Genomic DNA, 22,900 nt, shown 5'->3' with positions numbered 1-22,900 from the left:
TCAACGCGGTCTGGGCCGTCGGGGTCACCCATGGGCGGTGCCGACTTCGCGGATGTGGCTGAGCACGCCAGTTGGCCACTTGAGCATCACGGTTGGCCGCAGGGTAACGATGCACCGGGCCTTCGCCCCATGCGGCAGGTCTGTCAGTCCGTCACTGGCCAGTTGAGTTCGGTACGCAGGTCACGCGGGTCCATGTCCGGGGAGGGCTGCGTGACGTAGGTCTCCCACCTATCCTCTCCGGCTGGCAGTACCTGCGCCTGCATCCAGGAGCGCAGCCGTTCCCAGGAGGACCCGAGATTGTCGAACGACCCGAAGTGCGTCAGCCGCGCGACCCGGCCTCCGGGAAGGGCACTGACCACGACCCCGCCCTCCGGCCGCACCGGCCGATCCGTGACGAACCCGACCTCCAGGTCCAGGGTGTCTCCGGGCGACCCGTGGTAGAGGCCGAAGGCTGGACTCAGCATTGTGATCCGCTGTGCCTCGATGGTCCGAGCCAGGGCACCGAAGGAAGCATCGAAGAAGTTCCGCAGGTCAGCCATCGCGACGACGCTACGGACTACGGCTGTCGTCGCCGGGTCCAGATTCACAAGCTGCGGCTCCGAGGCACTGGACTCGCCGTTGGATCCACGTGTGCTCATGCTGCTCCCATCCTAGTTTCAGGGCTACTCGGGACGTGTAGACCTGACGTGCGCCGAGAACTCATCGCCCTGCCTTCAAGGGCGTTCCCTCAGCCCCGCTCCCATGGTGTCTGGCTGTCTCGTCTGGGCCACACGCGCCGACGGCCAACCGGGATGCTCAGAGTGGCCAACAAGCGTGCTCAACGGCCAACTGGCTCGCTCAATCACAGCGGAGGGCGGTGCGGGCCTGGTCGGTGTCGAGCAGCAAGTCGAACTCGTGGAAGGCGGCGTCCATGACGTCGTCGGGTGTGGCCCGCCGGCCCTCGGGTGCGCGGCGGGTGGCGAGCTGGGCGGCGCCGCGGGCCACGATCCGTGTCCGCTCGGCGTCGTCGAGGGTGTCGTCGGTGAGCGCGGCCGGGACCTGCCGCCAGAGCGTCACCGCTGGCTCCCATCTCTGGGTGCGGGCACCATGGCGGCCAACTCGTCGGCGTCCACGCCGGCTTCGTCTTCGCCCGGTGCGGGCCGCGGGCCGAAGGGGCCGTCCTGCCCGGGCAGGACGCCCAGGGCGGGCGCGCCCTTGGCGCGGTGGGGTCCGTAGATCATGCGCTGATGCTCCCCGCCGTCTGGCCCGGAATGCTCCTGCCGCTTTGGAGGGCGGCGAAGTCGGCGTGCGCCTGCTCGACGGCTTCGGGGTACGCCTGCCGCTTCTCGTGCTCGGCGAGTGGCCGGTAGATGGCCCTGATCTCGTATAGCTGCCGCCCCCCGACAAGTAACTGAACGTGACGCAGTGGTCATAGATCTCGGGGGTGTGCCCGATGCCGGAGGAGTACCGCTGACGACGTAAATGCGAAGGGCGGGGCTCAATGCCCCGCCGGCAGTCGGTGTCTCCTTGTTCAGGCTGAGGTCTTCGGCTGCTCGCGGCCTTGTGCGCGCAGTTCTTCGTTGATGCGCTGGGCTTCTTCGAGCTGGTCTTCGAGGATGACGATGCGGCAGGCGGCATCGATGGGGGTGCCCTGGTCGACGAGTTCGCGGGCGCGGGCGGCGATGCGCAGCTGGTAGCGGGAGTAGCGGCGGTGGCCGCCTTCAGAGCGCAGGGGGGTGATCAGGCGGTGTTCGCCGAGGGCGCGGAGGAAGGCGGGGGTGGTGCCGAGCATCTCGGCGGCCCGGCCCATGGTGTAGGCGGGGTAGTCGTCGTCATCGAGAGGGGTGACGGCGCGAGAACTGCCAGGGGGCATAGACCTCTTCTTTCAGCGGACGCGTCGGGGGGCCCGGGTGCCGTACCGGCGCCCGGGCCCCGAGCTTTCAACACCATCTACCGGCGAACTGCGCCGGGTTTCCGTGTCCGCAGGTTCCGCCTGGGAGGGCGGGGCTGCGGGGATCGCGGATGCGTGACCGGGGACCACCTTCCAATCCGGGGCCTGCGGTACCCGGGCGGACTGCTTCCTCGCCCGGGCGATCCTGATGGCGTTTCGCTCCTTACCTTCGGTTACTCGGTTGTACTGCTGGATACCGCGGGTACTGCTCACGGCCCTCTTGGGTCGTGTCCTGCTTGACCTGCCAGCACGGCAGTTCGTGTCTGCCGTGCCCACTTCGACTTCCTGGGTACGACGAAGACAGTAACCCCGCGATGCGCCAATGTCTACTGTCACCATGACATGTTTTCTCTACAGGTGATGTCTGTACTTCTTTCGCGGGTACACCCGGAAGAGTGCTGTCCCGGGTTGAAGCCCGGGTCGGCGGGCACACGCTGAACCTGGCGGCACAACCGATCCGGGGCGGGGTGGTAGCGCATGAGCGACACGGAGACGCGCACGGCGGCCCCCAGCGCCCCCGCCGTGGTCGAGGGCGACAGCCCCGCCAACGTCGCCCGCGCCCGGGACGTCGCCCGCGCCTTCGCTGAAGGTCTGGCCCCGGCCGTGGCCCCGGAGAGGGTTCAGACACTCGCCCTGGTGGTCTCCGAACTGGCCACCAACGCCTTGCGGCACGGCGGCGGCCGGCCGGTACACCCTCCGGCTCGGCGCCACCGCCGACGCGGTGACCATCGCCGTGAGCGACCCCAACCCCGCGCCCCCGTGGGAACGCGATCCCGGCCTCAACGGTGGCGCCGGCGGGTTCGGATGGCCCATGGTCCGCCGCCTGGCTGGCAAGGTGACCATCACCCCGGTCCCCGGGCGAGGCAAGACCATCCACGTCCGCATTCCCCGATGACACCGCTGGTGGCCGCGCAGATGCGTTCACCGCCTTGACCGGGACAGTCTGGTGTTTGCGCGCTATCGGAGTGACTTTCCTGCCGGTGGGCTCGTTCTCCGTAAGACACCTGCACGTCCGCCACGGCACTCGTGCGGGCGGGCCCCGGATCCCAGGCCCGGCACCCGGGGCCCGCTCATCGAGTTCGCTCCGCAGCGCAACGGGGTGCGGGATGATGCCGTTCGTGTACGACGAGTTCGCCCCGGGCGAGGCCCAGTTGCGTGCCGCCCTGACCGCGCTGAGCCTGCCCGTCCCGCAGGAGATCGAGGCCGTGGACGATGGGGAGCGGACGGCCGCTCTGGCCGCCCATCTTCTCAGTGCCGCCACCCGGGCCCACCCACAACCTGGTCAACGCCGCCCCGGGCCTGGGTGAGGCCGCGCATCGCGCGGCGGCGGCCTTCCCGCACGGCTGGCCGGTCCCGGAGGACCACTGGAGAGTTGCCCGGATCGAGCTGGCCTTCCCCGCCGACCGCCTGGCGCTGCTCCTGGAGGACCAGCACACCGAGGGCGCGGTCACCATGGACGACCCGGACGCGGACCAGGACGAAGACGGCGGGATCGAGCAGGTCGAGGCCCACGCGGCCGGGGCCTGGGCCGCCATCGAAGCCACCGGCGCCCTCATCGAACTACGCCTTGCCCTGGTTAGTCGGCAGCTCGCAGAGGCGACGCTCGACCTGGTCGCCGACCGGACCGAGCGGCTGATCGCCGCCTACGAGACGCTCGTTCGGCACCATGCGGACCGGCCGGGGTGAACCGGGAGAGTCGGTGACGGGGGTCAGCGCTTGCGCGGGAACCGCTGAAGGAGACGTTCGCGCTGGGCGATGCCCAGACCCTGGATGCGGCGGCTGTCGGCGATCTCCATCTCATCCAGCAGCTTCTGGGCCCGGACCTTGCCGATGTCGGGGAGGGAGGCGAGCAGGGTGCGCACGGGCATCTTGCGGATGGCCTCGGAGTCGCAGGCCAGCACCTCGGCGAGGGAGAGCCTGCCGTGCTTGAGGGCGTCCCTCACCTCGGCCCGCTCCTTGCGCGCGGCGGCGGCCTTCTCCAGCGCGGCCCGGCGCTGTTCCGGGGTCAAGGGCGGCAGAGCCATGAGGGGTGGTCCTCTCGTCGTACACATGCGGAAACGGGCCCATCATGCCCCCGCTGTCATGGCTTTGACCAGCACGTTTATGGGGTTTACACGGCATCCTCGGGGGTGAGGACGCGGGCCGGGCGGGGCCGGGGGATGTCGTCGGCGGCCTTCAGGGCGGCGAAGTCGGCGTGCGCGGCTTCGACGGCTTCGGGGTACGCCTCGCGCTTGGCGTGCTCGGCGAGTTGCCGCCCGGCCGGTGCTCTTCAAGTCGTCATGCCGAGCATTCTCTACCACCGCGAGCCGACCAGCACAGTCGTCCGGCTCGGACCGACCACGGACCGTGACGGCCTCTTGCCGGGTTCACGGAATCCGTGCCAGAACCAGGGCCAGAAGACCGTTTACGCCACCTCACGTCTGGTCGGCACCGGGGCACCTGGTGTTCACCGGGAAGGCACCCCGCCGAAGAGCCGTTCGTCCGGGTGTGGAGCAGGTCGTGCACGACCACCGTGTCCTCGTCGCGGTATTCGAGGAAGCAGGTGAGCAGCCGGTCGTCGCTGCTGCGTACCGGGATGAAGCGGTCGGAGCCACGCAGCTCCGCTGTGAGGTCGCGGTAGGTGACGACGAGGTGGCCACCGGAGGCGAGGGCACGGCCGATGTGGCCGAGCAGCACGGGGACGTCTGTCTTGGACGTGAGGTGGGGAAGCGTGTCACCCATGCAGACGACGGCCGCGACCGTGCCCGGCTCGGCCGTCTCGGGCAGCACGGTGCGGATGTCGCCGTGCACGGGCCGCACCGCCCCGGTGCCCTGGGCATGCGCGACAAGCTCGTCGAGCAGGCGGCTGCTGGTGTCCATGGCGATCACGGGGGAGAAGCCGAGGCGGACCAGGGCCAGCGTCTGCGCACCGGAGCCGCAGCCCAGATCAATGGCCGTCCCGCCGTCTTCGACCCCCGCCAGGCCGAGTTCTGAGAGCAGCGTGGCCTGCCGGTCCGCGACTTCGTGGACGTCGCCGCCCAGCATCCAGGTGTAGTGCTCGGCGAGCAGCCGGTCGTAGTGGTCGACGGCGGTACCCGTATCGGTGGTCATGGCGTGTTCCTCGGGGTTGTCTGTGCGCCTCGTCGTGCGTCGGTCTGCGCGAGCAGCGAGGCGTCGGGCCAGGTGAAGCGGAGCTTGGTGGGTGAGTCGGCGAGTCGGGACGGTACGCCGCCGAGGGGTGACACCGGCGCCTTTTCGACACAGATGCCGCCCAGGGTTCGATAGAACTCCTGGGCCGCTGTGTTCTGGTCGAGCACCCACAGGTACACGGCGTTGCCCGTCGCGCGTTCGACAACGGCCTGCGCAGCGTGGGAGAGCAGCGCGGTGCCAAGGCCCGTTCGTCGGCGGTGTTGGGCGACGTGCAGGTTGTCGACGAGGCTGCCTCAGCGGCTGTCCTCGTCGAAGACGACGTGGACGAACCCCGCAAGTCCGGTGTCGTCCTCGGCCAAGACCGTCGCGCCGCCACCATTCGAGGCGGAAAGACGCGAGGACCAGACAGACCGCCGGTCGGCCACCACGTCACCGTCCAGGAACGCGTCGGAGTAGGCGCCGCGGTAGTGCCGACGCCAGCTTTCGGCGTGCAGCAGCGCCATGTTCTCGGCGTCGCCGGGCCCCGCTGCCCGCAGCCGTAGATGGCGTGGGTGAGTTGGCCGGGGCCGAGGCGGCGCGCAGGCGGCGCATGGCCAGCTCGCCGGCCGCCTGCGCCGGGGTCTGGCCGCGGCGCTGCGCGGTGTCCAGCAGGTCGTCGACGGTGTCCTCGATGGCGCGGACGCGTGCGTGGGCGTCATCGGCACTGACGTGGTGGAGCTCGGTGCTGATGGCGTTGATGACTCCTCCTGCGCTCGCGACATAGTCCGGCACCCAGATGATGTCGCGGTGGTGCAGCAGGTCTGCGACATCGGGCGTGGCGAGCTGGTTGTTGGCCGGTCCGACTACGGCGCGGCAGTGCAGCTCCGCCACTGTCTGCCTGGTCAGGACGGAGCCGAGAGCCGCGGGGACCAGGATGTCCACGTTCGCGGCGAGGATCTCGTCGGGCGATCGCCAGACAGCGTCGAGCTCGTCGGCGGTGCTGCGCTTGTCCGGGTCGATGTCGGTGACCGTCAGGGCGGCGCCCTCTGCGGCGAGGAGGCGGGCGAGGTCGGCGCCGACGCGGCCCAGACCGACCACGGCGAGACTGCGGCCGTCTAGACTCGCGGTGCCGTACAACCGTCGGCTGACGGCGCGCAGCGCGGCGAGCGTCCCCTGCGCGGTGTGCGGGGACGAGTCGTCGCTGCCGCCCAGATGCGCCGGCCGGCAGAACACATGGGGGGTGGTTTCCCCGATCAGTGCCATGTCGTCGGGGCCGGTCCCGACATCCGGTCCAGTGGCGTACGCCCCGCCAAGCGAGTCGATGACGTCTGCCACGTCACGCATCACGTCGCGACGTCGGCCGGCATCGAGTTTCATCCCCTCCGGCAGGACCACGACGGCCTTCCCGCCGCCGCTGGGCAGCCCGGCCACGGCGAATTTGGAGGTCATCGCGGCCGACAGGCGAAGGGCGTCGGTGAGGCCGTCCCGCCAGTCGGGGTAGTGCCAGAGCCGGAGGCCGCCGGCTGCCGGACCGAGTGCCGTGGAGTGAACAGCCACGATCACCGGAAGCCGCGAGCGCCGACCGGTGTGGATCGCGACCTGCTCATGATCGAGCATAAACCCACCCGTCCCTTCATTTATTCGGCCTGGTAGCGTCATGCTGCACGAACGACTCATTGAACGGGGCCACGGCCGAACGATTGAGTGAAAATGGGATAAGGTTGTCGGCCATGGACGAACTTGATTCGGAGATTGTCCGGCTTCTCCAGACAGATGCACGGCAGTCCAACCGGGAACTCGCCCGGCAACTCGGCATCGCCCCCTCGACCTGCCTGGAGCGGGTTCGGGCACTCCACCGACGGGGCGTCATCCGCGGCTACCACGCCGACATCGACCCCGCGGCCCTCAATCGCAGCGTTCAGGCGCTCGTGTCAGTTCAGGTACGTCCCCTCAGCCGCGTTGTCATCGACGCCTTCAAGGGCTTCGCCAGCGGCCTAGCGGAAGTCCTCCACGTGTTCGTGCTCTCCGGAGGCGACGACTTCCTCCTTCACGTCGCGGTGCAGGATCTCGACCACCTGCACGCCTTCCTGACCGACCGGCTCAGCAAGCGCGGTGAAATCACCGGCTTCCGCACCTCGGTCATTTTTCAGCAGGTGAGCAACACCGCCCCCGCACGCCTTCCCACGCCCAACTAATGCTGTGACCGCATGGGGCTCGCCTGTTGTCGAGCCGCGGCTGCGCGGGGGCGTGCACCCCAGCGGATGCCCTTCTCACTGCGGATGCGGGCACGTTCCTTACGCTGGGCGGCGAGCACTTCGGGGTGTTGGGCGTTGGCGTTGCGCCAGCGTAGGTAGCGGTGCAGGGCCCGGGTCTGCGCGGGGTGGCTGCGGTGGTGGGAGTTGGCCAGCGTGAACTGCCGCAGCGGGCCGAAGTGGGCCTCGATCGGGTTGGCCCAGGAGGCGTAGGTCGGGGTGAAGCACAGCTCGACCTTGTTCTTCTTCGCCCAGCGGCGGATGTCGGCGCCGGTGTTGGCGGAGAGGTTGTCCAAGACGATGTAGATCGGGGCGCCGTCGGGCCAGGCGGCGCGGATCGACTTCAGCGCGGCCAGGCTGTTGGCGGTGCCCTTGCGGCGGCGGTTGACGCCCCCCAGATGGTCGTCACCGACGGAGTAGCAGCCATGGAAGTAGGTGACACCGTGCGTGCGGCGATAGGTTGCCGGCAGCCGGTCGGGCTTGCCCGGCTTCGCCCAGCACGAGCCTGCGGTCGACCGGATCCCCAGCGGCCGGAACTCATCGAAGGCGAATACCCGGTCCGGGAAGCGTTCCAGCACGTGCTCGATCCGGTCGAGCTTGGAGTCGCGGTCGGGGTCGGGTGACTCCTTCCAGGTCTTGGTGCGCTGGAAGGTGATGCCGCGGCGCCGGAGCAGGCACCGTAAGGCTTCCCGGCCGATGCGGATGATACGTCCGGGCAGGCGGCGCAGGTAGGCGGCGAGCTTGCGGATCGACCAGAGGGTGAAGGGCTGGCCGAGCTTGGTGGGGCGGGTGGTGGCCGTCTGGACGACCAAGTCCTCGTCGTCAGGCTTGAGCAGGCGGGGACGGCCTCCCGCCCGTCGAGGGTCCAGACAGGCCAGACCGGTCTCGTTGAACCGGTGGATCACCTCCCGCACCGTGTCCTCGTCGGCCTGCATCAGCTGGGCGATCGCAGGGACCCGGTTCCCTCCGGCGGACGCCAGCAGCGTCATCGCCCGGCAATAACGTACCGAGCTGGTACTGCCCCGGCGCACGATCTGCTGCAGCTTCTGCCCTTCCTGGTCGGTCAGTCGGCGCACCCGCACAGGGTCGGCCACCACACCTCCAGCGATCGGAACGGACGTCACCGCCCATCCAACTCGCCACGACCGCCAAGCCGGCGAACCTATATGGGAACAGCACTTGCTATGGCCTGTGCGGAGTCGTGATCAGGGGCAGGGCGGAAGGTCCCGGTGAGGGGCGGGTTATGGTCGGTGCTATGCCAGCTGCCCCTGAATCCGTCCACGTGACTGCTCTCAAGCTGCGCCCCGCGACACGCACTGACCTGCCCACGGTGCTCGCTCTGCTCGCTGACGAGGAGAGGGTGGTGGATCCGGCGACGCTCGTGGTCGATGAGGCGTACGAGCAGGCTTTCGCTGCGATCGACGCGGACCCGCGTAACGAAATTTTGGTCTTGGTCGAAGGCGTCGACGACCAGGGTGATGACGGCAGGGTCGTTGGTTGTCTGCAGGTGACGTACATCCCGGGGCTGGGCAAGGGCGGGGCCGAGCGGGCCCTGATCGAGGCGGTGCGGGTCCGCGCAGACCGTCGCGGCGGCGGGCTCGGACGGATCTTGATGGAGCGTACGATCGAGCGGGCCCGCACGCGTGGCTGCGCGCTTGTCCAGCTGACCAGCAACAAGCGGCGCGAGGACGCGCACCGCTTCTATGACGGGCTGGGCTTCGCGCGCAGTCACGATGGGTTCAAGCTCGCTCTTTAGCGTCCGGCGCCAGTCACTGGTGCCGGTGGGCGGAGACTGCGGGGCCAGGTGATCGCGCCGCGCAGGTGGAGTGCTGCGAGGTATCTCTCGGGGTCTTGCCGTAGCGGGCGGCGATGCCGCGCCACGCCTTCAGTTTTTGTGGCGTGACCACCGTGACGGCATGGTGATGCGGGAGATCGAGCGCGGGTGTTCCAGCTGTGGCATGCTCGGGACACCCGCGCCCGCGGATTATCTGGTGAGATCGGCCGGTTTTTCGAGTCGTGTCAGCTTCTGCGGGTTGGATGTCGCGTAGATCCGGGTGATGCGACCGTTCTCGATCACGAGGCTGACCGCGGCCCCTCCACTGCCGGATTCGATCCGGATCGCGGGGGCGCCGTTGAGCCATACCGCCGTGGTCTCGAAGGCGGCCCGATCGGTGCCGGCGAGCATCGTTGCCACGAGTTCGGCGCCGTGGATGGGGGCCAGAGCGGCGGCGGTGATACCTCCGCCGTCGGCGATGAGGACCACGTCCGGTGCCATCATGTCCAGGAGGTCCTGGATGCGCCCGGTGTGCAGCGCGGCGACGAAACGGTCCATCACGGTCTTGTGCTCCAACCGGGTCACCCTGACGCGTGGCTGTCGAGCGGCGACGTGGCCCCGGGCCCGCCGGGCGACCTGCCGAACCGTGGCGGGGGTCTTGCCCACGGCCTCGGCGATCTCGTCGTACGGCATGTCGAAAACCTCGCGGAGCACGAACACCGCGCGTTCCACCGGTCCGAGCGTCTCCAGGACGGTCAGCATCGCGATAGAGACGCTTTCCGCAAGTTCGACGTCGTCGGCCACATCGGGATGGGTCAACAGAGGTTCGGGCAGCCACTCGCCCACGTAGTCCTCGCGCCGGCGTGAGAGTGTGCGGATGCGGTTGAGTGCCTGGCGGGTGACGGCCCGGACGAGGTACGCCCGCGGGTCGTGGACCTGTGACCGGTCGACGCCGGCCCACCGCAGCCAGGTCTCCTGCAGCACGTCCTCCGCATCGGCCGCGGAGCCGAGCATCTCGTAGGCGACGGTGAACAGCAGGCTGCGGTGGGCGCTGAATCGATCCTCGGTCACGCCGTAGACCCTGTGCGGGACGTCGCCGGGCGCTTGGCCAGCGGGACCTCGCAGGCGTCGGAGAAGCCTTGCGAGGTGACCCCGTTCGCCACATTCGCCCTGGTCGCCAGGTTGACGTAGGCAATGAACGCAGTGAGCTCCACCATCGCCTCCGTCTCGAGCCGCTCCAGAAGGGCGGCGTACTGCTCGTCGGTGACGGTCGGCGGCGTGTTCGTCATCGCCTCGGCGTACCCCATGACATCGCGCTCCAGCGGCGTGAACACGTCTGCCTCCCGCCAGCGCGGCACCTGGCTCGCCTTGGCCAGGTCCAGGTTCTCGTTCTGCGCTTGGAAATAGCCGACATCCAGGCACCAACTGCAGCCGACCTGCGACGCGACGGCCATGTGCGCGAACGACTTCAGGCCTGGGTCGACCGCGCCCCACGCCCCCACCCTGACACCGAACTCCAGGTTGTCCTGCGTCACCCGGGGGCTGTGCCACAGCACCTCAACGTTCTCGGGCACGACGCCCAGTTGCTTGATCATGCTCTCCTTGAGCTCAGCGGGGAGCTCGGCCTTCGGAAGGCGTAGTGTCATGCTCTCTCTCCTTGTGTGCGTCCCTTTGAGGCTGTTCGGCATGGAGACACCGCCCGGCCCACGCATGTGACACCCATCTCCGCCCCGGCGCGCCCCTGCAGCCCGTCCACGTCGCGCGCGTTCTTCCCACTTGGCCGCAGAGCCCCATGCATTGCTGCTATTTCTCGTGACTATCCGCGAGTCCGAAGATCGTCAACTGCTGCCCAAACCGGCGAACAAACGCTGCTGCTTGAAGGGTTCTGGCACAGCTTCAGCTTGCCGGTGGCGAACGCGGCGGCCAGGGCCTGCAGGGAGAGGTTTTTGACCGCCCGGGGGTGGCCGCGCGAGGTCGTGTGGATCAGGGTGAGGGCGTCCTCGGTGAACAGCTGGTCCGGGCGTCTGGGAATCTTCAGGTGGTGGGCGACGTAGCTGGTCGTCTCCTTCGAGGTCATGCCCGGCATCGTGTAACGCAGGGCTGTCCGCTGCTCCAGCGCCGCCAGGACAGCGAGTTTTATCCGTCGGACGCAACGCCGATGCGGGCGAGTACCGCGGCGGTGCCGTCCTCTGTGGCGATGCGGCGGGCGAGTTCGACCGCTCGCTGCCGGTGGGCCGGATCGGCCATGCAGGCGGTGATCGCCTCGGCGAGGGCTTCAGCGGTGAGCTCGTGGAACGGCAGCGGCCGCGGGGCGACTCCGAGCCGGTGCAGCCGGGCTGCCCAGAACGGCTGGTCGGCCATGACAGGTACCGGCACGGCGGGCACCCCAGCGCGCAGTCCGGCCGCGGTGGTGCCCGCCCCGGCGTGGTGAACGACGGCGGCCGTGCGAGGGAACAGCCAGTCGTGCGGCAGGTCACCAATCGCCAGGACGTCATCGCCGACCGCGCTCAGGCCGGCCCACCCCGCCTGCACCACCGCGCGCACCCCCGCCCGAGCCACGGCCGCCGCCGCCAGTTCGCCCAAGCGATCCCCCTGGCTCGGTGCCATGCTGCCGAATCCGATGAACACCGGGGGCGGACCGGCCTGGAGGAAGTCGATCAGCTCGGCCGGGGGCCGCCAATCTCGCGGGCAGGCCGGCCACCAGTAACCCGTCACCTCGACATCGGGCGGCCAGTCCGCCGGGCGCGGTACCACCCGGGGACTGAAGCCGTGGAAGACCGGCCTGATCTTTCCTGTCTGCACCGGTCCCACGGCGGCGGGCAGCCTGAGCCGGGTGCGCAGCCGCGTCAGGCCCCCTTCCTGGAGCGTTCCGGCCCGCGCCAGCAGCGCCCGGCCCGCAGCGAGGTTGCCGTCCGGTCCTAGGTCGTCGGCGCCCGGCACGCCGGGCAGCGGGAATTCCCTCGTGGCGAAGGCCGGCGCCAGGTAGGTACCGATGACGGGCACGGCGAACGCCTCCCCAGCTGTCTGGCTGAGTGATGCGGGGCCGAACGCGGTGAGCACCAGGTCGGTGCCGTCCGCCACGGCCTCCACCACCCCGTCTGCCAGCCGGTCCAAGAACGCCGAGGCCACCGCCCGGGCTTCCTCCGGTGACGTCGCCAGAGCGCGTGCTCGGATCAACTCCTGCGGATCCCCTGGCAGAGGCCGGTGGTCGAGGCCGCACCCGGCGACGAGTCCAGAGAAGGGCAGGTGCGCGGCCACGGCGACCTGGTGCCCGGCATCCAGCAGACGCTGCCCCAGGCCCGTGAACGGTGCGACGTCCCCGCGTGAACCGGCGGTGACGATCAGAATCCGCATGTGATGATCCTCCTCGGCGAGTGCCGCCCCGGGCGCGTCAGAAGGCGGCGGTCGTCGTGGACGCTAACGGCTCCTGCGCGGTGGAGGTTCAACTAGCTGTGACGCACGGCATACAAGGAGAGGGCACGGTGGGCATCGGCGATCTGGCCGCGCGCACCGGGCTGCCGGTGAAGACCATCCGCTACTACTCCGACATCGGGCTGCTGCCCGAGAGCGGACGCAGCCAGCCGCCCGGCGAGGTCATCGACTCGGAGAAGCTCAAGGGCTGATACCTCGGCCCGGAAGTCGGACAACGACGTCCTCGCGGAACTCCTTCGGATACGGCTTGGCACTGCATCATCCTTCCAGGCCGCTTCTCAGCAAGCCTGGCCAGGTGTCACCCAACCCTGCAGCAGTCCCACCGGAGCGTGATCCCACTGCCTCCACACCTTACGAAGGGACCGGGCGTATCGCCGACGCTCTACGGGCCGGGCTCGTAGCGAACGAGACCACACGACGCGAGCGGACCTCGTTTCGGTGGAGATCCTGCGGGCACTCGATGCCTAGTAACTGGCCGATGTGAGGGGGTTGCACCCCATGTCAACAGGGACAATTCTGGCCATCGTCATTCCCATCGTTGTGGTGCTGGCTCTGGTCGCAGCGGCGGTCTTCCTGGTCACGCGCCGCCATCATCTACGCGAGCGCTTCGGCCCGGAGTACGAACGAACGGTCGAGGCCGCCGGGGGCCATGTGGCAGGCGAGCGTGAGCTCAGGCAGCGCGAAAAGCGTCACGATGAGCTGGAGATCAAGCCGCTGCCGAGCGCCGTGCGGGACCGGTATGCCCGTGACTGGTCGAGCGTCCAGGAAGAGTTCGTGGACCGACCGGAGGACGCCGTGCATGACGCCGACGGGTTGGTGACTTCCTTGATGCACGAGCGCGGCTACCCCACCGAGGGCTTTGAGCAACGGCTCAAGGACCTCTCGGTGGAACACGGCCGCACCCTGGAGCACTACCGGGCCGCCCACCAGGTCGACACGCTCAGCACCCAGCACAAGGCGACCACCGAGCAACTGCGAGGAGCCATGGTCCATTACCGGGCTCTCTTCGACGAGCTGCTCACCGATGGCGGCCAAGCCCGTCATGCCCGGGCCTGATAACGGCCCAAAGATCCCGACCCGAGACGCCGAAGGCACCAGGGACGGAGGCAACCATGCAGCGCAACGACAAGACCGACCCCCGTGAGACCGGCGAAGCCGACCTGACCACCGAGGATCTCGCCCAGCCCAGCCGGTCGAAGCAAGCACCAGAGGGGCCGACCGAGGCTCCTGCCTTCCCCGGCGAGAGCACCTCAGAACCGCGGGGGACGGCTGAGACCCCGGCCTCGAAAGCGGGTGGCCAAGCAGAGGAGGAAGCTCCGCATCTCCTGGCGGCAAAGGACGCGGAAGGCTTCCGGGCTCGCTGGCAGGAGGTGCAGAACGAGTTCGTAGACGACCCGCGCGACGCTGTACACGATGCGGACGCCCTCGTGGCCGATGTCATGCAGCAGCTGGCCTCCACCTTCGCCGAGCACAGGCAGGAGCTGGAGGGACAGTGGGACCGGAGCGGGAACGCGGACACCGAAGAGCTGCGGTTGGCCATTCGCGACTACCGCTCGTTCTTCAACCGCCTGCTCGCTACCTGATCTGCTGGGCCAAGGCATTCACTCGCACACGGAGGCCGCCGTGATCGTCCTAGGGATCATCTGCCTGATCGCCGGCTTCGTACTCGGCATCTCGATCTTGTGGACGATCGGCATGATCCTGCTCGTCATCGGCGCCGTCCTGTGGCTCCTGGGCGCCGTCGGCCACGCCGTCGGAGGCCGACGCCACAACTGGTAGCCCGCCCGCCCCGGAAGGACCAGGCGGTGCGACGGCTGGTGCCGGGTCCTAGATGAACGATTCCAAGGGGGGCCTGATGAGTGGAGGCAGGTTCACGCGCCTGGGCCATCGGCCGATCACTTGGTGATGGGCCAGCCAATGACCTGGTCGAGTTCAAGGTCGCGGAAGACGGCGTTGTCCAGCTTGACGCCGGTGGCGTTGGTCAGCCCGTGAGGCGGGATGCCAGTGCGGACCTGACCGAATCGTGCGCCGGTCAGGTCCGCCTCTCGGAGGTCGGCGCCGGTCAGATCGCAGCCCGCCAGGGAGATTCCTCGCAGGGAGGCGCCGCGGAGGTTGGCCCCGCGAAGATCGCACAGCTTGAAGTGGCAGCCGTCGAGGGTGGCGTGACGCAGATCGGTCCCGCGAAACGAGCACCGGGTGAACCACAACTGCTGCAGGCACACCGACGCGAGATCATCACCATCGAAGGACTGCCGTTGGAGCGCCGCATTCCGACGGCGTGACGCGAGGTCTTCCTTTGCCGTCACCGCTCTGTCCATGCGGACATCGTGTCAGCCCTGGGAGGCGGCCGTCGTCGGCAATTGTGGGCGCCGACGGCTCCAGCTGGCCCAGAAGGTCGCGCGGAAGTGGCGCCCAGGTCTGCCGGGAGAGTCCAACGTCGGTGTGTGGAGGCTGAGTTGGACTCCCTCGCGACCGCACTCTATGTGAAGGCCGACGACCTGCTGAAGGATTCGCCGCAGCTCGTCCCCTGGCGGCCGGCGGTGGGCATCGCGCCGCTGTTGAGCGACGCCGAGCTGGTGACCTTGGCGATGATGCAGGCGATGCTGGGCTTCACCTCCGAGGCCCGGTGGCTGCGGCACGCCCGTGCCCATCTGCGGCACCTGTTCCCCTACCTGCCCCTGCAGCCCGGCTACAACAAGCGGCTGCGCAAGGCCGCCGAGCTGATTCGTCGCATCACCCGCACGCTGGCGGTCGACACCACTGTGGGGACCGACGATGTGTGGGTCGTGGATTGCACACCGGTCGAGTGCGGTCTCTCCCGCGAGACCGTCAAGCGGTCCGACCTTGCCGGTTGGGCCCAGTACGGCTACTGCGCCAGCCACAGCCGGTTCTTTGGGGGCTGCGCCTGCATCTGGTGTGCACCCTGTACGGACTGCCCGTCGCCTTCGCCCTGACCGGAGCCAAGGCCGACGAGCGCGAGACCCTGCTGGACCTGCTCGCCGTCGAGCCACAGCTCATCGACGAGTGCCCCGGCCAGACGCTGATCGGTGACAAGAACTACTTCGGCTGCGAGTTCGAGCAGCAACTGGCAGAGCTGGACATCCGGCTGCTGCGACCGGCCCGCAAGGGCGAAGCTGAGCGGGCCGGATGACAGCTGTTCAAGCCGCTGCGGCAGGTCATCGAGTCGATCAACGAGACCTTCAAGGGACAACTCGACCTCGAACGCCACCGCGGCCACACACCCGCAGGCGTGGCCGTCCGCGTCCTGCAGCGCATCCTCGCGCTCACCGCCGCCATTTGGCACAACGACCACACCGGCCAGCCGGTCATGCGCGCACTGACCGCCTACGACCAGTAAACCCCTTGGAATCGATCATCTAGGCTGCGGCCATGAGCGAGATCCAGACTCCGACGCCCCGCGACGCTTTCGAGCTGCTGCTGGCCGGTAACCAGCGCTTCATCGCGGGCACCCCCGAGCACCCGAACCAGGACGCCACCCGCCGCACCGAGATCGCACCGTCCCAGCAGCCCTTCGCGGTGCTGTTCGGCTGTTCCGACTCCCGGCTGGCCGCCGAGATCATCTTCGACCGCGGCCTGGGCGATCTGTTCGTGGTGCGCACCGCAGGCCACGTCATGGGCCCGGAGGTGCTCGGCAGCATCGAGTACGGCGTGGACATCCTGGGCTGCCCGCTGGTCGTGATCCTCGGCCACGACTCGTGCGGCGCGGTTGGCGCAGCATGCGCCGCGCTCGAGGACGGCATGGCACCGGCCGGCTACATCCGGGACGTCGTGGAGCGGGTGACCCCGAGCGTGCTGGCGGCGCGGGCCGCCGGACACGTGGAGCCGCAGGAGATCCTCGCCGAGCACATAAGGCACACCGTCGACCTGCTGCTGGACCGCTCCCGGGTGCTCGCCGAGAAGGTTGCTGCCGGGCAGGCCGCTGTGGTGGGCCTGTGCTACCGCCTGGCCGACGGCAGCGCGCAGCTCGTCGCCTCTCGCGGCCTCGATGCGGCGGTGCCCGCCGCGTCCTGACCCGCCCCGGCGCTGCCACAGCAGCGGTAAACGGTCGCGGTTGACGTCGGCGTGTCCTGCCTGTCGTGGTGACGTTGAAGGATGCGACACGGCGTACGCGTGTCGGCGGCCCCTGATTGTGCACCGGCGTCGGGTCAGGGGCCGCAAGAAGGCGAAGGCCGCTTTGCCGAGGCCGAGATGATCACTCAAAGCGGGGTCAGCCAGCCGGGGGCACGACCCGGCGGACGTTGCCCTGGCAGAGGCGAAGGCGGCAGATATTGTCCGCGCGGACGCCCGCGGCGTCGACGATGAGGTCGAACTCCACCGGCTCGCCCGCGAGCAACGCTCCCTCCCCGAGCCCCTGAACCGCTGACCGGCACGCGACGGCATCGGGCCCTCCGCCGTCCTGCACGACGCGGCCCACACCCCGCTCAGAATCGAACCACTTCACCACTCCCACACGACCTCATCACCCCCGTTTGGAGGCCAGCGGTGATCGCAGAGCCTCCACCCGCGCACGATCAGCCCCCAAGGGCGCATCGCCGGGCGCGCGGGCATGAAGGCGGCGCCCGCTCCAGCCGTCACCACCGCGACCCGCAGTTGAGAAACAGCTTCTTCAGGACACGGCGTCGGTGCCGGTCACACGGTGGGCCGGGGCCCCGCGGCGCGGCGGAGCCGGTTGGCGATCGCCAGTCCCAGCCCCTCCTCCACCGGCAAGGAGGCGACGATGAGGTCGCAGCCCCGCTGGTCGAGTTCGCGCAGGAACCCGTACAGCCCGCGCGCGTAGGCGGCCACCGAACCGGGGACCGTCACCACGGCGTGCGCCTTCACCGGGGCGTCGGCGAAGGAGGGGGGAAGAAAGACGCCCACCCGGTGCCCCAGTTCCTGGGCGAGCTCCGCTTCGGCGACGACCTTCTCCGGTTCGACGAGGACGACCCGCGCACGCGGCGCGTAGTGGGACGGATGCTGGCCCGGCACCCGAACGTGGCTGGTCGAGGGGACCGCAAGCGGGCACCCCAGCACCGCTTCGAGGTCCTCGCGGGTCACCCCGCCGGGCCGAAGGATGCTCGGGATCTCGCCCGTGACGTCGACGATGGTCGACTCCACGCCGACCTCGCACCGTCCGCCGTCCAGCACGAAGTCCACGGCGTCACCGAGCTCCGCACGGACATGGTCCGCCGCGGTGGGGCTGACCTGGCCGAAGCGGTTGGCGGACGGGGCCGTGACACCGCCGCCGAAGGCCGACAGCAGCGCGAGTGCGACGGGGTGGTCGGGCACGCGCACGGCCACCGTCTCCAAGCCACCCGTCGCTTCGAGGGGAACGCGGGCACCGCGCCGCAGGACCAGCGTGAGGGGCCCCGGCCAGAAGTGTTCGGCCAGCAGGCGCGCCGCCGCGGGCACGTCCTGGACCCAGTCGTCCAGTTGCTCCGCGCCGCCGATGTGGACGATCAGTGGGTGGGAGGGCGGGCGTCCCTTGACCTGGAAGATGCGCGAGACGGCGGCGGGGTCCTCGGCGTTGGCGCCCAGACCGTAGACGGTCTCGGTCGGGAGGGCCACCAGCCCTCCGGCACGCAGCACCTCGGCCGCCTTCTCGATGTCACTGGTTGTTGCCGTCACCCCAGCAATCCTAGGTGTACCCGGTCATCAGGTTGGTTGCAGTCGGCTGACCAGCGACTTGCCCCCGAGGGCGCGGCGGCGTGCAGCGTGCGGACTGCCACGTACAGTCGCGTCGAGACCTGACCGAGGTCAGGCCACCGGCGTGAGTGGCATCAGGCATGCTCCCCATCGTCGCCGTGACCGTCGCCCGGTGGGGCGATCCCGATGGCTGCAAGGTTCCGCGCCTCCTGACCGGCCGGATCGAAGGGCTTCGCCGCAGTGAAAACGATCCGGGCGTTCTCGGGGGTGAGCACCTCCACATCGCGGGTGTTCCAGGGCGTGTCCTGTGGACCGTCGACCGAGTCCTCGCGCACTGCACGACAAGCCTCGACAAGGGAATCGACCTGGCTGAGCAGGCACGCGAAACTGAAGCTCATCGCCGGCGGCTGCTCCGGAAGGCTCGCCGCCGAGACGATGAGTACGTCCTGGAACGCCCACCGGCGCAGATGCACAAGCCTGCCGGGGATGCTGAACAGCTCGAAGAACCCGAGCCCACGAATCCAGTAGTCCACCGACGCTGCCAGATCGCTGGTCGGGATCGTCACGAACGCCGGCATTCCATAGATGCCACGGAACGGCTCGGGCGCAACCGCATCCGGGCCGGGAGCGGGCACGGGACTCATCTCAAACGCGTCGTAGTAGTCACTCACGCACCCCACCCTCCAGCCTCACGCAACGTGAGGGTCAAGCCGGATCCGTGAGTGATGGCTTCCTTCCTCGGGAGCCTGCTGTGGTTCCCCATCGGCCGCGGCGACACCCAGCGCCGGCCTGGCATCGCCTGATTCCAAGGCGGTCGCCGTCGGCCCAGGCCGATGCTGCGTTCAGCCTGCTCGACGCCCCAGCCGACGGGGCGTCGAGCAGGCTGCCGGCGATCGACTCGGCGAGCGAGCGAACCGCCGCGCGTGTCGTGTAGATGTCGGACAGATCGGACGCGCCGTTCGGGGTCATGGGCACGCTGGCGAGTGCCTGGCTCAGCTCCTGATCCGTCAGCAGACGGGGAACGGTCACGATCTTGCCCTACTTTCAACTTGCGGCGCCGGAGAACGGCGCCGCCGTCGGAACGGCCGGGCCGGCCGGCGGCGATTCGGGAGACCTGGCCTGCCGTTTGAGGCGCGTCCATGCTCCCCGAAACGTTGCGCTCCGGCTGGATCAATATCTGTGCCCGCGGGATGAGATTTCAACGGAACATGCAGACAGATTCTCTGCCGCAATAAGTGGAGTGGGACTCTTCACCGCACACAGGTCACTGCGGCGTGCTACTGTCGATCTCAGTTGCAGTTGTGGTTCCCGAAACTTCAAGTGCTCTCCGGGCGGCTCCTGTGTCGCTGGAAGCGCTTTTTTATATCCGGTCTTTTTCCGGGTGGGGTGATCATCGCGGCGACACGGGGTCCGCGAAGTGCGGACGCCGAGGCACTGCCCCAAAGGAGAAATAACATGGCTGCTGGTACCGTGAAGTGGTTCAATGCGGAAAAGGGCTTCGGCTTCATCGAGCAGGAGGGTGGCGGCGCTGACGTGTTCGCCCACTACTCGAACATTGCCGCCCAGGGCTTCCGCGAGCTGCTCGAAGGTCAGAAGGTGACCTTCGACATCGCGCAGGGCCAGAAGGGCCCGACGGCCGAGAACATCGTTCTCGCCTGACGCTCACGCGCACTTTGTAGCTGGGGCCCGCATCCTTCGGGGTAGCGGGCCCCAGCTACTCGCATTTCCCGCAGTGGTTTCACCTGTGGACGACAACCAGGAAACCCGTAGGCTCACCGCATATACGGAGCATCCTTCAGGGCTGCAGACGCATCCCCTCATAGCTACATCGCAGCGGACGCCCCGAATATTGCGTCCACATCGCGCCACTCGTTTCAGCGCCTGCGCCCGCACGGATTTTCCGCCGGCCAGATTCGCTGTTGCGTTCCACCGGCCAATTCTTGCAATTCTCCGTGCCGCTCATCGCTGCGGGAATTCCTTGATATGTGCCGCATCGAGGAAGGTTCCGCATGAACCGCACACGCACGAACGACCGCTTCGCCCGCACGCGTAACGGCAGTACCGACTCCGGCAGGGGCGGCAGCCGATTCGGTTCGTCGGCCACGAGCCGTTCGGGTGGTTACAGCCGCCGACCCGCCGCAATCCAGGGGGAGTTCGCCCTCCCCAAGACGATCACCCCCGCGCTTCCCGCCGTGGAGGGCTTCGCCGATCTCGACATGCCCGGGGCACTGCTGGCCGCGCTCGGCTCGCAAGGCGTGGCCGTGCCGTTCCCCATCCAGGCCGCGACCCTGCCCAACTCCCTCGCCGGCCGGGACGTACTGGGCCGGGGGCGCACCGGCTCCGGTAAGACCCTCGCCTTCGGGCTGGCGCTGCTGGCCCGTACGGCCGGGCAGCGCGCCGAGGCCAGGCAGCCGCTGGGGCTGATCCTCGTACCGACGCGTGAGCTGGCGCAGCAGGTCACCGACGCGCTCGCCCCGTACGCCCGCTCCGTGAAGCTGCGGCTGGCCACGGTGGTGGGCGGGATGCCGATCGGCCGGCAGGCGAGCGCGCTGCGCGGTGGCGCCGAGGTCGTCGTCGCCACACCGGGACGCCTCAAAGACCTCATCGACCGCGGCGACTGCCGACTGAACCAGGTTTCCATCAGCGTCCTCGACGAGGCCGACCAGATGGCCGACATGGGCTTCATGCCGCAGGTCACCGCCCTTCTCGACCAGGTCCGCCCCGAAGGCCAGCGCATGCTGTTCTCCGCCACTCTCGACCGCAACGTCGACCTGCTCGTGCGCCGCTACCTCAGCGACCCCGTCGTGCACTCCGTCGACCCCTCGGCCGGCGCGGTCACGACGATGGAGCACCACGTGCTCCACGTTCACGGCGCCGACAAGCACACGGCAACCACCCAGATCGCCGCACGCGACGGCCGCGTCATCATGTTCCTCGACACCAAGCACGCCGTCGACGGCCTCACCGAGCACCTCCTGAACAGCGGGGTACGGGCCGCCGCCCTGCACGGCGGGAAGTCGCAGCCACAGCGCACCCGCACGCTGGCGCAGTTCAAGACCGGGCACGTCAACGTGCTGGTGGCGACTAACGTCGCGGCGCGCGGCATCCACGTCGACAGCCTCGACCTCGTCGTCAACGTCGACCCGCCGACCGACCACAAGGACTACCTCCACCGCGGCGGCCGTACCGCCCGCGCAGGAGAGTCCGGCAGCGTCGTCACCCTGGTCACCCCGAACCAGCGCCGCAGCATGACCCGCCTCATGGCAGCGGCCGGCATCGTCCCGCAGACCACCCAGGTCCGCGCCGGCGAAGAGGCCCTGCACCGCATCACCGGCGCCCAGGCCCCCTCCGGCATCCCGGTCGTCATCACCGCACCGGTGGTCGAACGCCCCAAGAAGCGCGGCGCCACCTCACGCGGCCGACGCCGCCCCGCCTCGGCGGCCCGCCGCGCGCCCGTACGGCAGTCCACCGCCGGTGCGGCGGCATAGAACCTTCGTGATCAGGAAGTCGGCCCAACTCCACAGGAGGCACCCTTTGACGCTGGACCAGACGCAGTTCCGCCCGGCGAGCGCCCAGCCCGCGCACGGCACGGCGGCCGACAGCATGGACGCGGCCGGACCGCAGGTCTGGGAGGACATGACCGTGGAGGTGGCACTGTCCGTGATGACCGCCGCCCGTACAGGTCATCTGGTCGTCTGCGACGAGGACGGTATGTACACCGGCCTGGTCACCCGGGCCAGGCTCACGGCCGTTCGTGACGGCTCCGGATACACGGACCGGATCCGCCTGCGTGACATCGCCGACGTCATCGGGCCCTTCGCCTCGCCGCTGACCACGAGGGCCGAAGCCGAGCGCGCGATGCGCTGCCGCCGGCTCGGGGCCCCGCCCGTGGACGACGGACACCGCAACGCTCTGGGCATCCTCGCCCTCACTGGCTGAACCGCCCTCACCCCACCCGGCCCCGTCTTCTCTTCTCCCTGGAGGCATCATGCGCTGTGTCATCGCCCGCTTCCCGTTCGACCTGACCAAGAGCGGCGTGGTGGAATCGATGAAGGGCGTCAGACCCGAGCCGGTCACCAGTGAGTTCGTCATCATCGGACGGCACCACTACCCGGCCAAGCAGGTCGGCCAGGTCATCACCCGCCAGGACCGCCGCGATTTCACCGCCGGCGAAGTCCTGCGGGCCATGACCCAACTCGGCTTCACCTGCCGCACCCGCCCTACCGCCGCATCTGCGCCCATGGCCAGCCCGTACCAGCGGGCTTCCGCAATGCTCGGCACTCCACCGATCCGCCTGACGTACGGACAGGTGTGAGCCTACAGAGCAGTCAGGCCCGACCGGCACACACCGGTCGGGCCTCACCGTGTGCCGTGTCTCGGTGGGTCAGTGGTCGGAGTAGCCGAAGTCGCCCACGGTCCAGGCACTGACGTCCTCGATCGCGACGCGGTACATCCCGCCCGTCTCCGGGATCCCCACCGCAGCCTGCAGGATCCGAGCGACGTGGAAGTGCAGATGCGTGGCCGGCCCGTCAGGGCGTGGAACACCTCGTGGAAACCGAACCAGCGGGGCGAGGGGGCGGGACGCTGGACGGCGTAGACCACCGCGCCCACGCTGTGGAGGAGACCGCCGGTCACTGTCAGGGTGACTACGGCCGCACCGCCGGTGTGCAGGAAGTCGGGCAGGTAACGCACCGGAGCCCACCCCAGGGCCAGGTGGCAGGGGGTGCACAGCCGGCGCGGAGCGTGGACCCACAGGAC

At 69.1% G+C, this 22,900-nt stretch carries 29 protein-coding genes and 3 pseudogenes; 14 read left to right on the top strand and 18 right to left on the bottom strand.

Translation table 11 applies throughout. From position 1 onward, the window contains the following. Positions 1-143: 143 nt before the first annotated feature. The 4 genes from SRB17_RS43900 to SRB17_RS43885 form a co-directional block, all read right to left on the bottom strand. Complete coding sequence (locus SRB17_RS43900) at positions 144-638, bottom strand: GyrI-like domain-containing protein (protein ID WP_153547634.1); 495 nt, start codon at positions 636-638, stop codon at positions 144-146. Between the two features lie 199 nt (positions 639-837). Next, the gene (locus SRB17_RS43895; protein WP_153547632.1) at positions 838-1,056 is read right to left on the bottom strand and encodes a hypothetical protein; all 219 of its coding nucleotides are present in this window, start codon (positions 1,054-1,056) and stop codon (positions 838-840) included. Next, positions 1,053-1,220 (bottom strand): hypothetical protein, encoded by a 168-nt coding sequence (locus SRB17_RS43890; RefSeq protein ID WP_153547630.1) that lies wholly within the window; start codon positions 1,218-1,220, stop codon positions 1,053-1,055. Before SRB17_RS43890 ends, SRB17_RS43895 begins: the two co-directional genes overlap by 4 nt. A gap of 290 nt (positions 1,221-1,510) precedes the next feature. Beyond that, complete coding sequence (locus SRB17_RS43885) at positions 1,511-1,852, bottom strand: MerR family transcriptional regulator (protein ID WP_153547628.1); 342 nt, start codon at positions 1,850-1,852, stop codon at positions 1,511-1,513. A 1,184-nt stretch (positions 1,853-3,036) separates the two neighbouring features. On the opposite strand from SRB17_RS43885, the gene SRB17_RS45805 reads away from it, so the two are divergent. Next, positions 3,037-3,237, top strand: a complete 201-nt coding sequence (locus SRB17_RS45805; protein WP_228396671.1) for a hypothetical protein — start codon at positions 3,037-3,039, stop codon at positions 3,235-3,237. Next, positions 3,182-3,616 (top strand): hypothetical protein, encoded by a 435-nt coding sequence (locus SRB17_RS43880; protein WP_153547626.1) that lies wholly within the window; start codon positions 3,182-3,184, stop codon positions 3,614-3,616. The genes SRB17_RS45805 and SRB17_RS43880 overlap by 56 nt, the downstream gene beginning before the upstream one ends. A gap of 23 nt (positions 3,617-3,639) precedes the next feature. Here SRB17_RS43880 and mihF read toward each other — a convergent pair whose 3' ends face one another. The 4 genes from mihF to SRB17_RS43860 form a co-directional block, all read right to left on the bottom strand. Beyond that, a complete protein-coding gene (gene mihF, locus SRB17_RS43875) occupies positions 3,640-3,954 on the bottom strand; it encodes an integration host factor, actinobacterial type (protein WP_153547623.1) in 315 nt (104 codons plus the stop codon). 253 nt (positions 3,955-4,207) lie between these two features. Then, on the bottom strand, positions 4,208-5,020 hold the full coding sequence (locus SRB17_RS43870) for a class I SAM-dependent methyltransferase (protein WP_153547621.1): 813 nt from the start codon (positions 5,018-5,020) through the stop codon (positions 4,208-4,210). Then, on the bottom strand, positions 5,017-5,334 hold the full coding sequence (locus SRB17_RS47300) for a GNAT family N-acetyltransferase (RefSeq protein ID WP_228396674.1): 318 nt from the start codon (positions 5,332-5,334) through the stop codon (positions 5,017-5,019). The genes SRB17_RS43870 and SRB17_RS47300 overlap by 4 nt, the downstream gene beginning before the upstream one ends. Before the next feature lie 154 nt (positions 5,335-5,488). Continuing rightward, a complete protein-coding gene (locus SRB17_RS43860) occupies positions 5,489-6,655 on the bottom strand; it encodes a Glu/Leu/Phe/Val family dehydrogenase (protein WP_153547620.1) in 1,167 nt (388 codons plus the stop codon). A 113-nt stretch (positions 6,656-6,768) separates the two neighbouring features. Between SRB17_RS43860 and SRB17_RS43855 the strand changes: the two genes are divergently transcribed. Further along, positions 6,769-7,233 (top strand): Lrp/AsnC family transcriptional regulator, encoded by a 465-nt coding sequence (locus SRB17_RS43855; protein WP_153547617.1) that lies wholly within the window; start codon positions 6,769-6,771, stop codon positions 7,231-7,233. Here the strand turns inward: SRB17_RS43855 and SRB17_RS43850 are convergent. Then, positions 7,230-8,384: an IS630 family transposase gene (locus tag SRB17_RS43850; protein ID WP_323377585.1), complete on the bottom strand. Its 1,155-nt coding sequence runs from the start codon at positions 8,382-8,384 to the stop codon at positions 7,230-7,232. The genes SRB17_RS43855 and SRB17_RS43850 overlap by 4 nt on opposite strands. Before the next feature lie 161 nt (positions 8,385-8,545). Between SRB17_RS43850 and SRB17_RS43845 the strand changes: the two genes are divergently transcribed. Further along, positions 8,546-9,046: a GNAT family N-acetyltransferase gene (locus tag SRB17_RS43845; protein ID WP_153547614.1), complete on the top strand. Its 501-nt coding sequence runs from the start codon at positions 8,546-8,548 to the stop codon at positions 9,044-9,046. Between the two features lie 228 nt (positions 9,047-9,274). On the opposite strand, the gene SRB17_RS43840 is transcribed toward SRB17_RS43845, so the two are convergent. From SRB17_RS43840 to SRB17_RS43825, 4 genes are all read right to left on the bottom strand, one after another. Then, on the bottom strand, positions 9,275-10,135 hold the full coding sequence (locus SRB17_RS43840) for an RNA polymerase sigma-70 factor (RefSeq protein ID WP_323377583.1): 861 nt from the start codon (positions 10,133-10,135) through the stop codon (positions 9,275-9,277). Further along, complete coding sequence (locus SRB17_RS43835; protein ID WP_153547612.1) at positions 10,132-10,710, bottom strand: carboxymuconolactone decarboxylase family protein; 579 nt, start codon at positions 10,708-10,710, stop codon at positions 10,132-10,134. The genes SRB17_RS43840 and SRB17_RS43835 overlap by 4 nt, the downstream gene beginning before the upstream one ends. Positions 10,711-10,880: 170 nt before the next feature. Beyond that, on the bottom strand, positions 10,881-11,141 hold the full coding sequence (locus SRB17_RS43830; protein WP_194294358.1) for a hypothetical protein: 261 nt from the start codon (positions 11,139-11,141) through the stop codon (positions 10,881-10,883). A 59-nt stretch (positions 11,142-11,200) separates the two neighbouring features. Then, the gene (locus SRB17_RS43825) at positions 11,201-12,418 is read right to left on the bottom strand and encodes a glycosyltransferase (RefSeq protein ID WP_153547610.1); all 1,218 of its coding nucleotides are present in this window, start codon (positions 12,416-12,418) and stop codon (positions 11,201-11,203) included. 110 nt (positions 12,419-12,528) lie between these two features. On the opposite strand from SRB17_RS43825, the pseudogene SRB17_RS43820 reads away from it, so the two are divergent. The 4 genes and pseudogenes from SRB17_RS43820 to SRB17_RS43805 form a co-directional block, all read left to right on the top strand. Continuing rightward, positions 12,529-12,642 (top strand): annotated as a pseudogene (locus tag SRB17_RS43820) (MerR family DNA-binding transcriptional regulator); the annotation flags it as partial. A gap of 352 nt (positions 12,643-12,994) precedes the next feature. Then, the gene (locus SRB17_RS43815) at positions 12,995-13,552 is read left to right on the top strand and encodes a hypothetical protein (protein WP_153547608.1); all 558 of its coding nucleotides are present in this window, start codon (positions 12,995-12,997) and stop codon (positions 13,550-13,552) included. A 56-nt stretch (positions 13,553-13,608) separates the two neighbouring features. Then, a complete protein-coding gene (locus tag SRB17_RS43810; protein ID WP_153547607.1) occupies positions 13,609-14,079 on the top strand; it encodes a hypothetical protein in 471 nt (156 codons plus the stop codon). A 40-nt stretch (positions 14,080-14,119) separates the two neighbouring features. Further along, complete coding sequence (locus SRB17_RS43805; protein ID WP_323377582.1) at positions 14,120-14,275, top strand: DUF6131 family protein; 156 nt, start codon at positions 14,120-14,122, stop codon at positions 14,273-14,275. A 116-nt stretch (positions 14,276-14,391) separates the two neighbouring features. On the opposite strand, the gene SRB17_RS43800 is transcribed toward SRB17_RS43805, so the two are convergent. Further along, a complete protein-coding gene (locus SRB17_RS43800) occupies positions 14,392-14,814 on the bottom strand; it encodes a pentapeptide repeat-containing protein (RefSeq protein WP_153547605.1) in 423 nt (140 codons plus the stop codon). Positions 14,815-14,940: 126 nt separating this feature from the next. On the opposite strand from SRB17_RS43800, the pseudogene SRB17_RS43795 reads away from it, so the two are divergent. Together SRB17_RS43795 and SRB17_RS43790 are read left to right on the top strand one after the other, a co-directional pair. Beyond that, positions 14,941-15,854, top strand: a pseudogene (locus SRB17_RS43795) (IS982 family transposase). Between the two features lie 32 nt (positions 15,855-15,886). Continuing rightward, entirely contained in the window at positions 15,887-16,528 is a 642-nt protein-coding gene (locus tag SRB17_RS43790) for a carbonic anhydrase (RefSeq protein ID WP_153547603.1), read from the top strand. A 196-nt stretch (positions 16,529-16,724) separates the two neighbouring features. Here the strand turns inward: SRB17_RS43790 and SRB17_RS43785 are convergent, their stop codons facing one another. From SRB17_RS43785 to SRB17_RS43775, 3 genes are all read right to left on the bottom strand, one after another. Then, a complete protein-coding gene (locus tag SRB17_RS43785) occupies positions 16,725-16,967 on the bottom strand; it encodes a cold-shock protein (RefSeq protein ID WP_323377581.1) in 243 nt (80 codons plus the stop codon). 179 nt (positions 16,968-17,146) lie between these two features. Beyond that, entirely contained in the window at positions 17,147-18,124 is a 978-nt protein-coding gene (locus tag SRB17_RS43780; RefSeq protein WP_323377580.1) for an L-threonylcarbamoyladenylate synthase, read from the bottom strand. Between the two features lie 152 nt (positions 18,125-18,276). Then, positions 18,277-18,813, bottom strand: a complete 537-nt coding sequence (locus SRB17_RS43775) for a VOC family protein (RefSeq protein ID WP_323377579.1) — start codon at positions 18,811-18,813, stop codon at positions 18,277-18,279. A 784-nt stretch (positions 18,814-19,597) separates the two neighbouring features. Here SRB17_RS43775 and SRB17_RS43770 point away from each other — a divergent pair. The 4 genes from SRB17_RS43770 (at position 19,598) to SRB17_RS43755 (ending at position 22,457) form a co-directional block, all read left to right on the top strand. Continuing rightward, positions 19,598-19,801, top strand: coding sequence for a cold-shock protein (locus tag SRB17_RS43770; RefSeq protein WP_153547601.1), 204 nt, complete (start codon positions 19,598-19,600; stop codon positions 19,799-19,801). 350 nt (positions 19,802-20,151) lie between these two features. Further along, the gene (locus SRB17_RS43765; protein ID WP_153547599.1) at positions 20,152-21,630 is read left to right on the top strand and encodes a DEAD/DEAH box helicase; all 1,479 of its coding nucleotides are present in this window, start codon (positions 20,152-20,154) and stop codon (positions 21,628-21,630) included. A 46-nt stretch (positions 21,631-21,676) separates the two neighbouring features. Further along, the gene (locus tag SRB17_RS43760; protein WP_153547597.1) at positions 21,677-22,081 is read left to right on the top strand and encodes a CBS domain-containing protein; all 405 of its coding nucleotides are present in this window, start codon (positions 21,677-21,679) and stop codon (positions 22,079-22,081) included. 49 nt (positions 22,082-22,130) lie between these two features. Further along, entirely contained in the window at positions 22,131-22,457 is a 327-nt protein-coding gene (locus SRB17_RS43755; RefSeq protein WP_153547595.1) for an SCO5918 family protein, read from the top strand. A gap of 212 nt (positions 22,458-22,669) precedes the next feature. Here SRB17_RS43755 and SRB17_RS47295 read toward each other — a convergent pair. Next, positions 22,670-22,900: pseudogene (locus SRB17_RS47295) on the bottom strand (hemolysin III family protein); the annotation flags it as partial.

It is taken from the genome of Streptomyces sp. RB17 (assembly GCF_009604455.1).
In the GTDB taxonomy this organism is placed as follows: Bacteria; Actinomycetota; Actinomycetes; order Streptomycetales; family Streptomycetaceae; genus Streptomyces.
The sequence above is the reverse complement of the archived record's forward strand: the minus strand, read 5'-3'. Positions and strand labels throughout refer to the sequence as shown.